The organism is Desulfococcus sp., from assembly GCF_041737845.1.
Taxonomy (GTDB): domain Bacteria; phylum Desulfobacterota; class Desulfobacteria; order Desulfobacterales; family Desulfococcaceae; genus Desulfococcus.
This window is the reverse complement of sequence record NZ_JBGSQX010000037.1, coordinates 16877-31135: the sequence shown is the minus strand read 5'-3', so window position 1 is coordinate 31135 and position 14259 is coordinate 16877. Positions and strand designations below refer to the sequence as shown.

13 protein-coding genes are annotated in these 14259 nt (G+C 58.4%); 6 read left to right on the top strand and 7 right to left on the bottom strand.

Features of this window, described 5'->3' with window-relative positions; genetic code table 11:
* Window positions 1-12: 12 nt before the first annotated feature.
* The 6 genes from ACEW8N_RS04575 to ACEW8N_RS04550 form a co-directional block, all read right to left on the bottom strand.
* On the bottom strand, window positions 13-825 hold the full coding sequence (locus tag ACEW8N_RS04575; protein WP_373498624.1) for an ABC transporter ATP-binding protein: 813 nt from the start codon (window positions 823-825) through the stop codon (window positions 13-15).
* 75 nt (window positions 826-900) lie between these two features.
* Window positions 901-2118, bottom strand: a complete 1218-nt coding sequence (locus ACEW8N_RS04570; RefSeq protein WP_373498623.1) for an ABC transporter substrate-binding protein — start codon at window positions 2116-2118, stop codon at window positions 901-903.
* 106 nt (window positions 2119-2224) lie between these two features.
* Window positions 2225-3325, bottom strand: a complete 1101-nt coding sequence (locus tag ACEW8N_RS04565) for a branched-chain amino acid ABC transporter permease (protein WP_373498622.1) — start codon at window positions 3323-3325, stop codon at window positions 2225-2227.
* Window positions 3326-3346: 21 nt separating this feature from the next.
* A complete protein-coding gene (locus ACEW8N_RS04560) occupies window positions 3347-4231 on the bottom strand; it encodes a branched-chain amino acid ABC transporter permease (protein WP_373498621.1) in 885 nt (294 codons plus the stop codon).
* Between the two features lie 73 nt (window positions 4232-4304).
* Window positions 4305-6212: an AMP-binding protein gene (locus tag ACEW8N_RS04555; protein WP_373498620.1), complete on the bottom strand. Its 1908-nt coding sequence runs from the start codon at window positions 6210-6212 to the stop codon at window positions 4305-4307.
* A gap of 22 nt (window positions 6213-6234) precedes the next feature.
* Window positions 6235-7020, bottom strand: coding sequence for an ABC transporter ATP-binding protein (locus ACEW8N_RS04550; protein WP_373498619.1), 786 nt, complete (start codon window positions 7018-7020; stop codon window positions 6235-6237).
* A gap of 508 nt (window positions 7021-7528) precedes the next feature.
* Between ACEW8N_RS04550 and ACEW8N_RS04545 the strand changes: the two genes are divergently transcribed.
* The gene (locus ACEW8N_RS04545; RefSeq protein WP_373498618.1) at window positions 7529-8035 is read left to right on the top strand and encodes a molybdenum cofactor biosynthesis protein B; all 507 of its coding nucleotides are present in this window, start codon (window positions 7529-7531) and stop codon (window positions 8033-8035) included.
* 126 nt (window positions 8036-8161) lie between these two features.
* Here the strand turns inward: ACEW8N_RS04545 and ACEW8N_RS04540 are convergent, their stop codons facing one another.
* Entirely contained in the window at window positions 8162-8824 is a 663-nt protein-coding gene (locus tag ACEW8N_RS04540; RefSeq protein WP_373498617.1) for a Crp/Fnr family transcriptional regulator, read from the bottom strand.
* A gap of 426 nt (window positions 8825-9250) precedes the next feature.
* Between ACEW8N_RS04540 and ACEW8N_RS04535 the strand changes: the two genes are divergently transcribed.
* From ACEW8N_RS04535 to ACEW8N_RS04515, 5 genes are all read left to right on the top strand, one after another.
* Window positions 9251-10390 carry a branched-chain amino acid ABC transporter substrate-binding protein gene (locus tag ACEW8N_RS04535; RefSeq protein ID WP_373498616.1) on the top strand — a complete coding sequence of 380 codons (1140 nt, stop codon included), beginning with the start codon at window positions 9251-9253 and terminating at the stop codon, window positions 10388-10390.
* A gap of 176 nt (window positions 10391-10566) precedes the next feature.
* Complete coding sequence (locus ACEW8N_RS04530; RefSeq protein WP_373498615.1) at window positions 10567-11475, top strand: branched-chain amino acid ABC transporter permease; 909 nt, start codon at window positions 10567-10569, stop codon at window positions 11473-11475.
* A gap of 20 nt (window positions 11476-11495) precedes the next feature.
* The gene (locus ACEW8N_RS04525) at window positions 11496-12704 is read left to right on the top strand and encodes a branched-chain amino acid ABC transporter permease (protein ID WP_373498614.1); all 1209 of its coding nucleotides are present in this window, start codon (window positions 11496-11498) and stop codon (window positions 12702-12704) included.
* A 19-nt stretch (window positions 12705-12723) separates the two neighbouring features.
* The gene (locus ACEW8N_RS04520; RefSeq protein ID WP_373498613.1) at window positions 12724-13515 is read left to right on the top strand and encodes an ABC transporter ATP-binding protein; all 792 of its coding nucleotides are present in this window, start codon (window positions 12724-12726) and stop codon (window positions 13513-13515) included.
* On the top strand, window positions 13508-14215 hold the full coding sequence (locus ACEW8N_RS04515) for an ABC transporter ATP-binding protein (RefSeq protein WP_373498612.1): 708 nt from the start codon (window positions 13508-13510) through the stop codon (window positions 14213-14215). The genes ACEW8N_RS04520 and ACEW8N_RS04515 overlap by 8 nt, the downstream gene beginning before the upstream one ends.
* The last annotated feature ends 44 nt before the right edge of the window (window positions 14216-14259 follow it).

The following is a 14259-nucleotide window of genomic DNA, read 5'->3' as shown; positions in this document are numbered from 1 at the left end:
GCACCGGTCCGGTCAGGCAAGCCAGCGTTTGCGACGCTTGTAATGTTTGACGTCCCGAAAGCTCTTGCGTCCGCCCACATCCGTCAGGCCCAGATAAAAATCCTTGATGTCGGGATTTTGCTGCAGCTTCTCCGATGTGTCGTCCATGACGATCCGGCCGTTTTCCATCACATAGGCGTACGGCGCGACACTCAGGGCAAGCTTGGCGTTCTGCTCGACCAGAAGGATGGAGATCCCCGCTTCGGCGTTGAGCTTGGTGATGATGTTGAAGATCTCGTGGATCAGAAGCGGGGCCAGCCCCATGGAGGGTTCGTCCAGAAGGATGAGTTTGGGATGGGTCATCATGGCCCGGCCGACAACGGTCATCTGCTGTTCGCCGCCGCTGATGAGGCCGGCGGTTTCATTGCGTTTTTCCCATAGCCTGGGAAAATAGTGATATACCATCTCCAGGCCGTCCTTGACGGCGCCCCTTGCTTTTCTGAGGTGGGCCCCGACCTTGAGGTTCTGCTCGACCGTGAGATGTTCGAAAACCCGGCGCCCCTCGATCACCTGGACGATGCCCTTTTTGGCGATCTTCTCGGCGCCGAGTTTGTCGATGCGCTCCCCCAGGAATTCGATGGACCCGTCGGTCACCGCTCCGTTTTCATGGTTCAGAAGCCCGGATACCGCCTTCAGGGTCGTGCTCTTCCCCGCGCCGTTGGCGCCCAGAAGGGCCACGATTCCCCCGCGGGGGACCTCGATGGACACCCCCTTGATGACCAGAATAACCTCGTGGTATTTGACCTCGATATTGTTGATTTTCAAAATGGGTTCCGCCTCGCTCAAGGCTCACCTTCCCTTCCGGATATCCCATGGAGACCCCGCGTTCAACCGCGGTCCGGGGCGCTTTTCAGGCCCGCCTTACCATCCGATCCATTCCTTTTCCCACTTCTCGGGCCAGCGCTGTTTCAGGTCGACCTGTTCGACGACCTGGAACTTCCCGCCGACGTATTCGTAAATGGACACCTTTCCGCCCGGCCGGTGGTCCGCTGCCGTGAAGGAGATCGGCGGGACGCCCAGCCCGATGTCGACATTTTCGAACGTCTCGAATCCCTTTTTCAAAATCCCCTCCCCGGTCAGGTCGCCGGCTTTGTCCGCCCGGCTCATGGCCTCCCGGAGGATCAGGACCGCCCCCCATCCCTGGACCGTCCGGATGAGCCGCTTCTCCGCGGGAACGCCGGGGTTGTACTTCTTGGCGTAGGCCATCACCTGGTCCATCAGCGGGACATCCTCTCCGAAAAAGGCGCAGAGGGCAGGGCCCATGGCCCCATCGGCCGCCTTCCCGGCCAGTTTCGGCAGGTTCTCGTCAAACCCCCAGGGGTTGATGATGTGGGCCGCGCCGAGCCCCAGGGAATAGGCATCCCTCAGGGTGGCCGCCACGGACATGGTGGTGTTGCCGTGCCAGATCAGGTCCGGGTTGAAATCCTTCATGCTCAGGATCTGGCTTTTCGTGTCGATGGCAAAGAGGGAGACGTCCTGATCCGGCCCAATGTCAAACCCGAGAATCTCGGCCTGATCCTTGACGGCCTTGATGGGCGCGCTGCAGTAGGGAGAGGCGAACATGTAGGAACACGCAAATCGGGGCTTCCGTTTGCCGTAGTCCGGATGCTGGGGCCACTTCTTGTTGAACCAGGCGGTGATGGCCGCCCGGGCGTTGCTCGAATAATCGGTTGCGAAAAAGAGATTGTAGGGCGTCTTGTTGGGATCCGTCAGGTGACCCGAGTAGGAGGCCGACACGTAGGGCATCTTGTCCTTGGTCACGGTCGGAGACAGGGCCTCGGTGTCGCCGGTGCCCCATCCCAGAACGGCCACGCAGCCGAGCCGGTTGAACAGCTTGTACTTGGTGAGGGCTTCGGGTACCCGATAGCCGTAATCAAACTGGTAGAGCTTGATGGGTTTGCCGTTGACCCCGCCGTTGTCGTTGACGTAGTGGATCGCCTCCGTGATGCCCATGGCATAGTCCTTGCCGACATCCGACGTCGCGCCGGTCATATCGTTGAGGGATCCGACCTTCACCTCCGCGGCGCCCGCGAAAGCTGCCGCGCCCACCGCCAATACGGCGGCCATCAGCCAAATCATGCTTTTCGAGCCAATCCGTCCGAATCTCATCTTTACCCCTTTCTTCTTCGCATCGTTAATCGTTGATGTGGTAGATTTCACAACCCATTTCCCCCCGCTCCGGGGTTTAATAGGAAAATGGCCACAGATTGAAATAGTTCTTGATCTGCCACCACCGATACGCCAGTCCGTTGGGTTCGAATATCAGGAAGGCGCAGATGGCCAGGCCGAACGCCGCTTCCTTGATGAAAAGGAAATCCATCAGCAGCTTTGGATAGAGATCCGCAAGGGGCATGACGCCCAGTTGGAGAAGCTCCATGACGATCACCATGAACAGGGACCCGAAGATGGTCCCGTGGATCGACCCGACCCCCCCGATGAGGATGACCCCCACCAGCCAGAGGGACCAGAACCAGGGGAAATGTTCGGGGCTCACGGCCGCCAGGTTGCTGATCCAGAAGGAACCGGCGATGCCGCCGATACACCCGGCCGTAAAAAAGGCCAGGAGCTTGTAGAGGGTCACATTGATGCCCATGACATCGGCAGAGATATCATTGTCCCGGATCGCGACCCAGGCCCGCCCGACCCGGGACCGGAGCAGGTTGACCACGCCGGTCACGCAGAGGATCACCAGGACCAGCATGAGGTAATAGACCTTCAGGTCGCTGTCGATGATCCAGGGCCCGATCTTCATGGTCCCCGGCGGCAGGGAGAAGGCCTGCCCGCGGCCGCCGATCTGGCTGATGTACTGGGTGATGATGAAATCGACGGTGATGAACTGGGCCGCCATGGAGGTGAGGATCAGGTAGAATCCCTTGACCCGGGCGGAAGGGATGCCGAACAGGACGCACCAGAGCCCGGCGGCGACGGCGGCGGCAAAAATACTGACGGGATAGGCCAGCCCCCAGTCCAACATGAAGGCCGGCCAGGGAAACTCCAGAATCAGCAGGGTGCTGGTGTAGGCGCCGACGGCCAGAAAGGCGGCGTGGCCCAGGGTCACCTGGCCGCAGAAGCCGATGAGGAGCTGCACCCCGAGGGCGCCCAGAAGAGTATACCCGATCTGGTTGAACACGCTGATCCAGTAGTTGTCCGCCGCCAGGGGCAGACCCACGAAAAGCGCCAGGAACAGGGCGATCATCTTGCCCCGGACAAACGGCGTCTGCCAGAGGGCGTGGTCTTGAGCGTAGTTCTGGTGATAGACTCCGCAGGGCAGGTACTGTGTTGACATGCCTCCTCCTTGCTAAGGATCCTAAACCCGTTCGATACGTTCCCAGCCCCACAGCCCGTAGGGTTTGAACAGCATGAACACCACCATGAAGATGAAGGGTGCGACCTCCTTCACGCCTCCTGGAAAATAAATGTCGAGATAGGCGCCTGCGAAATTCTGCAGCAGCCCGATGATGATGCCGCCGGCGATGGCCCCCGGTACCGAGTTGAGACCGCCCAGCACCACGGCCGGCAGCACCAGGAGGCCCAGGTAGCCTACGGAGATGTTGAGACCGTTGATGTTGCCCAACAGGGTCCCGCCCACGCCCGAGGCCATGAATGCGATGGCCCAGGAAGCCGCGTAGACGAAGCGGGCGCTGACGCCCAGGGAGAGGGCGGCCATCTCGTCGTCCGCCGTGGCCTGCATGGCAAGCCCCCAGCGGGTATATTTGAAAAATCCCACAAAGATGCAGAGGAGGATAATCGCGGCCAAAAAGCTCCACAGGTAGACCTGGCCGACGATCAGGGGACCGATCCGGATGGGCTCCAGGGAGAAGACCGGCGGGGTGAACACCCGGGTATCGGTTCCCCAGATGAACTCCACCGTGCCTTTGAAGAAAAAGCTGAGCCCCACCGTGACCATGATCACCGAGAGCACCGGCTCGCCGATGAGCCGGTCCAAAAAGATGCGCTCCGTCAGGACCCCCAGGATCAGGCCGATGACCATGGAAAAAAGGAGCGACAGCAGGAACGGCACGCCCGCCGAATAGAAGCTGAGGGAGACATAGGCGCCGATGAGGGTCATCTCGCCCATGGCCAGGTTCAGCACCCCCGAACATTTATAGATCAGGACCCACCCCAGCGATACGAGGGCATAGATGCCGCCCACCATGATCCCCGTCGTCAACGTCATGAAAAACAGTTCCATCGTTCCTCCTGCGGGAAGTGATCGCCGTCGGGGGGTGTCTTCCAGTTACGGCGGCCAGGTTCGGCCGGTCGGCTCACTCCCCCAGGCGACGGATGTGAAGATCGGTTTTGATGCGGGATTTCCGGCCGTCCTCATAATTGATCGTGGTATCAAAATGCACGATCTCCGTATCGGAATACAGGCCTTCCAGGATCTCGCCGTAGCGCTTCTCGACAAAGCCCCGTCGCAGCTTCCGGGTCCGGGTCAATTCGTCGTCATCCGGATCGAACTCTTTGAAGAGGTTGATGAATCTTCGTATTTTGGCCGGCTTGGGAAGATCCCTGTTGGCCTCGGCGATCTGCCGCTCCACCAGGTCGAGCACCTCCGGCTTCTGCGACAGCTCCTGGTAGCTGGTGTAGGACAGCTTTTTTTCGTCCGCCCACTTGCCGACCACGGCATAGTCGATGCAGATGACCGCCGCCACGTAATCCCGCCCGTGACCGATCACCCAGGAGTCCCTCACATAGGGGCTGAATTTCATTCGGGTCTCCAAGTATTGGGGCGAGAAGGGGCGTCCGTCCTTCAGGGTCATGACGTCCTTGGAGCGGTCGAAGACCACCAGCTGGCCGTCCTCGTCGATGAACCCCTTGTCGTCCGAATAGAGCCAGCCGTCCCTCAGGGCCTCTTCCGTGGCCCCGGGGTTCTTGTAGTAGCCCCGGAACACCGACGGGCTCCGGGAGATGATCTCCCCGTCCCCGGTGATCTTGATCTCCGTTCCGGGAATGGGATATCCAACGGTATCGAACTTGATGTCGCCGCTCCGGTGGACCACGGAGATGCCCGCCACCTCCGTCTGACCATAGATCTGCTTGAGGTTGACCCCCATGGCGTGGAAAAACCGGAAATGGTCGGGGCCCATGGCCGCCCCGCCCGTGTAGGCGTTTCGCACCCGGGAGAGCCCCAGGTGGTCTTTGAGCTTTTTCTGGAGGGTGATGTACGCAAGGCCGTTCAAAAGCTTCCAGTACCATGGCACCGGCTGTTTTTCGAACCGGAGGTTGGCCACATGGTATCCGATTTTTGTAGCCATTTCGTATACCTTCCGCTTGATCCAGGGGGCGTCCAGGTACTTGACCTGAACCGTCCGCGTCATCTGCTCGTACATCCGCGGCGGGGCAAACATGACGTGCGGCCCGATCTCCCGGATATTCTCCTGGCCGGTCTCGGGGTCCTCGGGGAAATTGATGGTATACCCGATCTGGAGCCCGCAGGAGATCGCCATCATCTGCTCGCCGATCCAGGCAAAGGGAAGATAGGACACATAGTCGTCCGTATCGTAGCAAGGATCGACGGCCATGAGGCTCTTTCCCATGCTCAGCATGTTATGATGGGACAGCAGGGCCCCCTTGGGCAGGGACGTGGTCCCCGAAGTGTAGAACAGGAGGGCCACTTCGTTGCCGTGTCCGCCCCGGACCAGCGCCTCGAAAAGGCTCGGGCTCGTCCGGTCCAGTTCCCGCCCCATGGCCTTGACCTCATCAAGCCCCATCAGACGGTCGTCGTGATAGTTCCGCATGCCCTTGGGGTCGTCCCAGAAGATCTTTTGGAGCTTCGGACAGGCAGCGATCACCGACAGGCCCTTGTCCACCTCCTCCTGCCCCTCGCCGAAGAGAAAGCGCGTGTCGGAATGGTCGATGATATAGCGGACCTCCTCCATGAGGCTGTCCTGAAACAGCCATACGCCGACACCGCCGGCGCAGAGCACCGCCATTTCAACGAAGAGCCCCTCCGGGCGGTTGTCGCCGATGATCGCGACCTTGTCCCCCTTCCTGAGCCCCAGTTTGACAAGCCCCAGCGCAATGCACCGGACATTTTCCAGGTAATCCTTCCAGGTGATGGGCCGCCAGATTCCGAATTCCTTCTCCCGCATGGCCGTGCGTTCGGCTCCGAAGCGCTTCGCCTGCTCAAGAAACAGTTGGGGTATCGTCAGTTCACTCGTGATTTCCATATTCGCATGGGTGCCCTTTTCGCTATCTGCGGGTTGAATACAGGTCTTCCTCGCCCAGGTAGGCCTTGATGACGTCCGGATGGCTCTGAACCGCCTTCGGAGCATCATCGACGATCATGCTGCCGAAATTCAGAACGAACACCCGGTCCGAGAGGTCCATGACCACCCCCATGTCATGCTCCACCAGGAGACAGGTCACTTTCCATTGCTTCTCCTCGTTCACATCCAGGATAAATCGGGCCATGTCCTCCACCTCTTCCAGATTGAGGCCTGCCAGGGGTTCGTCCAGGATGAGCAGGTCCGGCTCCAGCGCCAGCGCCCGGCCCAGTTCCACCCGCTTCTGGAGCCCGTACGGAAGCATGCCCACCGGCTTGTTCCGGATGTTCTGGATCTCCAGCAGGTCGATGATCTCTTCCTCGATGAACGTCCGGTGCCGGATCTCCTCCTTCGCGTTCTTTCCCCAGTAGAGAAGGCCGCCCAGCAAGCCGGAGCGATAGTGGAGGTGGCGGCCCAGCCGGATGTTGTCGAGAACGGTCATCCCGCCGAACACCTCCACCTTCTGGAAGGTTCGGGCCATGCCGAGCTGGGCGCGCTGGTGGGGCCTTAACCCGTTGATCTTCCTGCCCTTGAAGTAAATCTCTCCCTCCTGGGGCCGATACAGACCATTGATACAGTTCAGCATGACCGTTTTTCCCGCTCCGTTGGGGCCGATGATGGAGTGAATCTCCCCCTTTTTCACCGTCAGGCTGACCCCTCGCAGCGCCTTGACCTTGCCAAACTGCATGTGCACGTCTTTTAATTCGAGCATAATATCCGATGAACTGACGTCATTGGCTGCGGATGACACCGGACCTCCCTGTGTTTCAAGCCTGTTTAAGTCTCATAATAACTTTTTAAATACATATATTATATAGAATGGTTATGAATTAATGAATGCTATTCATCGATTTAACTTTTGTATAATATATGCTTTTCATTTGGTCAAGCGAATTATCCCATTCTCGGCAGCCATCCTCAACAAATCATCCGACGCCCCGCTCATCAGCTTTCGCAGGCGGCGATTCCTCCGCCATTTTTTTCCGGATCTACCCAAGCCGGAGCTTGCACAGCACCGGATCATGGAATATACGTAATCCATACGGTTCAGGACGCAGCGAGCAGCGCCGCACGTTTGGCATGGCGCGGAAAAAGGTATCCGCATCAAGAGGCCCGGAGGGGGCGGTCCGCCTGAAAAGCCGTGGATGGTTCGGCGCATGAGCCCGGCCGAGGGGAAGAAACGGCGCTGGTGCCGCAGATGAAGAAAACAGGAGGATGTAATGGGAGTTGAAGAGCACAAACAAAGCGCCTTCCCAAGAGTGACATTGGGAATTATCACCTTATCATCGACCCGGGGGCCGGCCGAAGACGAAAGCGGCGCATGGATATCGGAACAGGCCCGGTTGAAAGGGCATGAAGTCCTGTTCCACCGGGTGCTTCCGGACGACGCCCAGGTCATCCGCAAGACGGTCCTGGGCCTGATCGGCGAGCACGACCCCCATGCCGTTCTGATGAACGGCGGCACCGGGACCAGCCCCAAGGATGTCACCATCGAAGCGGTCAAGCCCCTCTTTCAAAAAGAACTGACGGCCTTCGGCCCGCTTTTCGCCCAGCTCAGCCACGCCGAAATCGGCTCAGCGGCGCTGATGTCGCGGTCATTGGCGGGGATTATCGGCAACACGGCCGTTTTCTGCATGCCGGGAAGCATCAAAGCCTGCCGCCTGGCCTGCGACAGGCTCATCTTTCCCGAGTTGGGCCACCTGGCCAAACATATCCGCACAGGATGAATCCGGCACTCCACGCTATTCGAAGATCAGGCGGAATGCGCGTCCGGTTCCGCCGGAAAACGGAAGATCCTGGTCGCAGCGAGACAGACGGCCGGCATGTGGCGCGCGGATAAGGAGAGGGGTTTCCTACCAGTTGTAGGGGAGATTTTTATGAATGGTGATCCGTTTTCTTCGAATGGAAATATAACCGTCGTTGGTAAGGTCTTTGATGACCCGGCTGACCATCTCTCGCGAAGCGCCGACCATGCTGGCGATCTCCTGGTGGGTAAGCTTGTCTTTGATCTGGACGCCGGGGTCTGAACCGCCTGCAAGCTGGATCAGGAGACGGGCCACGCGGCCGTAAACATCCATCAAGGCAAGACTCTCGATCTTTTTGTTGGCCTCCCGGAGGCGCCTCTGGAGTTCCTTCAAAAGATTGAGCATAACCTCATGTTTGGAGGAGAGGATTTTCTTGAAATCACTCTTTGAGATGATCATCATCCTGCAGGCGTCCTTGGTCATGACAAACGCCGACCGCGGCTCCCCGTCCATCAGCGCCATCTCTCCGAAATACTCGTTGGGGCCGAGCCTCGACAGGATGATCTCCTTTCCCTCCTCATCATTGATCCCCACGTTGACCCGCCCTTCGCAGATCACATAGAAAGAGTCGGATTCATCTCCCTCGCTGAAGAGGATGGTATTTTTCGGGAAAGATTTCAGTTTGACAACCTGGCCGACCGCTTCGAGTTCCTCGTCGCTGAGGCTTTCAAACAGGGGAACCTTCTTCAGTTGTTCGATGATTTCGCTCATTTCGGTCATTCCATGGCATCTGGTGGAGAATACGATATGGGGGAGTATGTGATTTTCGACAAATTATCATTTACGACCGGCATTGTCAAGGAATCCGGGGAAAAAACGCCACCGCGCGAATCCTGGCCCGATACCGATCGAAGACGCATTTCCTTGACCCGAACAACTTTTTTCATCCGCGCAGGGCACCTTCATTATCGGTTCATTCTCATTTTGTGGTTGATGCACAAGCGCCAAAGACCCCGAATACCAACGGTCTAACCATTTAATACGCTTTTATGGCATACCAATTCGCCAAAACGGCCGGCTCAAAACAGCGGGTGGTGCCCCCAAATATTATCTTGACGCACTTTTTTTCACTGATTATAAAGGGAGGATCGGAATCGCTTTATTATTTTGGAATCATAACAGAAAAAGGAGCAGAAGATGAGAAAGCGTCTCAACCGTTTCTTTGTTATCGCCCTGGTTTCCTTGCCCCTGATATTTGGCATGGCCGGTCAGATCATGGCCGAAGACACCATCAAGATAGGCGTCGCGGGCGCGCACAGCGGCGATCTGGCATCATACGGCATCCCGACCGTCCGGGCGGCCGAACTGGTGGCGGCCCACATGAACGCCTTGAACGGCGTGAACGGCAAGAAGATCCAGCTTCTGGTGGAAGACGATGTCTGCAAACCCGAGATCGCCACCAACACCGCCACAAAACTGGTTTCCGAAGGCGCCCACGCCGTTATCGGTCATATCTGCAGCGGCGCCACAAAAGCAGCCCTGGGCATCTATAAAGACAAGAAGGTGGTCACCATGTCGCCTTCCGCCACCAATCCGGCATTGACCCAGAGCGGAGATTACCCCAACTTTTTCCGCACCATCGCATCCGACGACGCCCAGGCCCTCCTGGAGGTCAATTTCGCCACCGATGTCCTGAAACTCAAAAAACTGGCCGTGCTCCATGACAAGGGCGACTACGGCAAAGGGCTGGCCGAATTCGCCAAACAGTTCATCGAAGCCGGCGGAAAAGCGCAGGTCGTCCTTTACGAAGGCATCACCCCCGGCGCCGTTGACTATTCCGCGGTCGTCCAGAAGATCAAACGCTCCGATGCGGACGGCGTGATCTTCGGCGGCTATCATCCCGAGGCATCCAAGATCGTCATGCAGATGCGCAAGAAAAAGATGGACATCCCCTTCATCTCCGATGACGGCGTGAAAGACGACACTTTTATCAAGGTCGCCGGTGAATTCGCCGAGGGGGTTTACGCCACGGGACCCCAGGATACCTCCAAAAACCCCATCGCCATCGCCGCCATCGCCGCCCACAAGGAGAAATACAACGGCGAGGATCCGGGAGCCTTCTTCCTCAACGCCTACTCCGCAGCGCTGGCCATTCTGAACGCCATTGAAAAAGCGGGCTCCACCGACTACGATGCGGTTGAAAAGGCCCTCAGAACGGAATTCGTGGCAACCCCCCTGGGCATCATCCGCTTCGATGAAAAGGGCGATGCCATCGGCATCGGCTTTTCCATGTACCAGGTACAAAAAGGGAAATATGTCGAGCTTTCTTTAAACTGACCCTCAGCCGCACCTGAGCTTCCGGATCCGTCCGAATCTTCTTAGCTCATCAGAATCACGTCAATCAAAATAGAAATGCCCTTCGGGGGAGGGCAGTCCCGCCCTCCCCCGAACACCCAACACCCAACGGTCCGACACGCCTTGAACCCGTCGGAAGGAAGCGGCAAACACATCCTATGGACTGGGAATATTTTTTCGAGCTCCTGCTGGGCGGCCTGACCCGGGGAAGCATCTATGCGCTGATCGCCCTGGGCTATACCATGGTTTACGGCATCATTGAACTGATCAATTTCGCCCACGGCGAGATTTACATGATCGGCGCCTTCACCGCCCTGATCGTTGCGAACGTGCTGACGCTCCTGGGCATCAACCAGGTGGCCATCCTCCTGCTCGCGACCATCGTGGCGGTGCTCTATTCGGCGGCCTACGGCTTCACGGTGGAGAAAATCGCCTACAAGCCGCTCCGCCACGCCCCCCGCCTCTCTCCCTTGATCAGCGCCATCGGCATGTCCATTTTCCTTCAGAATTACGTGCTGCTTGCCCAGACATCCGATTTTCTGCCGTTTCCAAGCCTGATCCCCAAGATCGACTTTCTGGAGCCCATCTCCCATGTCATCAGCGCCGCCGAATTGATGATCATCGTCACGACCGCCGCGGTCATGGTCCTCCTGACCGTTCTCATCAAATTCACCCGGATGGGCAAGGCCATGCGGGCCACGGCCCAGGACCGGAACATGGCCATGCTGGTCGGCGTCAACGTCAACCGCGTGATCTCCATGACCTTCATCATCGGATCGTCCCTGGCCGCCATCGGCGGCGTGATGATCGCCTCCCATATCGGCATGATCAATTTCTACGTTGGCTTCATCGCCGGCATCAAGGCATTCACCGCGGCGGTGCTGGGGGGGATCGGCAGCATCCCGGGCGCCGTCCTGGGCGGGCTGGTGCTCGGATGGACCGAAAGCTTCGCCACCGGCTATGTTTCGAGCGATTACGAAGACGTGTTCGCCTTCGCCCTTCTGGTGCTGATTCTCATCTTCCGGCCCGCCGGCATCCTGGGACGATCGACCACGCAGAAGGTTTGAGATAAGGCTGAAGGTTGAATATGACGAGCAAAATACAGGAAATCAAACAATCCTTCATTGTCGCCGTCTGGTTCATGATGCTGACGTTTCCCATCATGGTCATCCGCGTCAACCCCATTCAAGGGGTGATCCACTGGCGGTGGGCGAATATGGCGGTCGTGGGCGTCGGCAGCTTCTTTCTCTCCTTTCTCTGGCGGTATCTCCTGCGGCGAAAGCAGATGGGCAAAATGGTCGCCGAAGGAGAGATTGAAAAGAAACCCTTCAGCCAGCGCCTGGTGGAGGAAAAAAACATCTACGTTCCGGCCCTGATCCTCATCGGGCTGGCCGTCGGCCTTTTCCCCTTTGTCTTTTCCACCTACCAGACCAACATCATGACCACGGCCCTCATTTACGTGGTGCTGGGGCTGGGGCTCAACATCGTCGTAGGGCTGGCCGGCCTTCTCGACCTGGGGTACGTGGCCTTCTACGCCGTGGGAGCCTACAGTTACGCCCTGCTCAACCATCATTTCGGGGTCGGATTCTGGGTGGCGCTGCCCATCGGGGCCATGCTCGGGGCGACCTTCGGCATTCTGCTGGGCTTTCCGGTACTCCGGCTCCGGGGCGACTATCTGGCCATCGTCACCCTCGGCTTCGGGGAAATCATCCGGCTGATCCTGGAGAACTGGAACGAATTCTCCTTCGGCCCCAGCGGCATCGCCAATATTCCCCGGCCAGGGTTCTTCGGCGTCGTCATGCCGCTCGAAACGGCGACGGTCTACATCTACTTCCTGATGATCGGGCTTACCCTCTTCACCATCTTCGTCGTCAACCGCCTTCAGAATTCCCGCATCGGCAGGGCCTGGATCGCCCTGCGCGAGGATGAGATCGCATGCCAGGCCATGGGCATCGACAAAACCCGGACCAAGCTCACCGCCTTTGCCCTCGGCGCAACATGGGCGGGGATGGTCGGCGTGATCTTTGCGGCGAAGACCACCTTCATCAACCCGGCCAGCTTCACCTTCCTCGAATCGGCGATCATCCTCTCCATCGTCGTTCTGGGCGGGATGGGGTCGATCATCGGGGTGATCATCGGCGCGTTCATCCTGATCCTCCTGCCGGAGTACCTGAGGGCCTTTTCAGATTACCGCATGCTGATCTTCGGCGCCGTCATGGTGATCATGATGGTGTTCCGGCCCCAGGGCATCATCAGCGGCATCCGGCGGTCCTATCAATTCAAAGCCCAAAAATAGCGGAACGGGTATCGAAACAATGGAACCCATACTCGAGGTCAGAAAGCTGACCATGGATTTCGGAGGGCTGCGCGCCCTCGACCATGTCGATCTGGATATCCGGCAGGGGGAGATCGTGGCGTTGATCGGCCCCAACGGCGCCGGCAAAACCACGTTCTTCAACTGCGTCACCGGCATCTATGCCCCCACGGCGGGGGATATCCTGATCTCTCCCCGGGGCAAAACCCGGAAAGAACGCATCAACGGCCTCAAGCCCAACCGCGTTACGGAAAAGGGAATGGCCCGGACCTTTCAGAATATCCGGCTGTTTCAGAACATGACCGTTCTGGAAAACGTCATGATCGGAAGGCACTGCAGGACCCGAAGCGGCATCGCCGGCGCCGTTTTCAGGTCGCCGCAGACCCGGAGGGAGGAGCAGGATGCCGTGGATGCGAGCTATGAAATCCTCAAAAAGATCGGGCTGGCCCATTGTGTCAACGAGTTCGCCAAAAACCTGCCCTACGGAGCTCAAAGACGCCTTGAAATCGCGCGGGCCATGGCAACAAATCCGTTTCTGATTCTCCTGGACGAGCCGGCCGCCGGCATGAACCCGCAGGAGACCAAGGTTCTGGACGAGCTGATCCTGAAGATCCGGGACGAGGAAAAGATCTCCCTGCTTCTCATCGAGCACGATATGAAACTCGTCATGAGCCTTTCCGACCGCATCTTCGTCATGGATTACGGCAAGAAAATCGCCCAGGGCACGCCGGAGGAGATCAAGAGCAACCCCGCGGTCATCAAGGCCTATCTCGGAGAAGACATCGATGCTTAAGCTCGCGAACATCCAGACGTATTACGGCAACATTCAGGCGCTGAAAGGGGTCAGCATAGCGATTTCCGCAGGCGAAATCATCACCTTGATCGGCGCCAACGGCGCCGGAAAAACCACCACCCTCATGTCCATCTCAGGCATCGCCCCACCCAGGACCGGCGAGATTCATTTCATGGGCGAACCCATCCACCAGGTAAGCCCCGATCAAATCGTCCAGATGGGCATCAGTCAGGTCCCCGAGGGCCGGCGGATCTTTCCCCTTTTGACGGTGGCGGAGAACCTGGACATGGGCGCCTTCCTGCGGAAAGACAAGGACGGCATCCGGCAGGACATGGAGCACATCTTTGATCTGTTTCCGATCCTGGCACAGCGCCGGACCCAGGCCGGCGGGACCCTCAGCGGCGGCGAACAGCAGATGCTCGCCATATCGAGGGCCCTCATGGCCAGGCCAAAACTGCTCCTTCTGGACGAACCCTCCCTGGGCCTGGCCCCCCTCGTGATCCGGCAGATATTCGAGATCATCGGAAAGATCAACCGGGAAAGCAACACGACCATCTTCCTGGTGGAACAGAACGCCAACCTGGCGCTTCAGATCGCCCACCGGGGCTACGTCATGGAAAACGGACGCATCACCCTGGCAGACAACGCCGCCGCACTCCTGAGCAACGAAGACGTCAAAAAGGCCTATTTAGGGATTTAGGCTGAACGGCGAGAGGCGAAGGGCTAAGAGAGATCCTTGGTTAA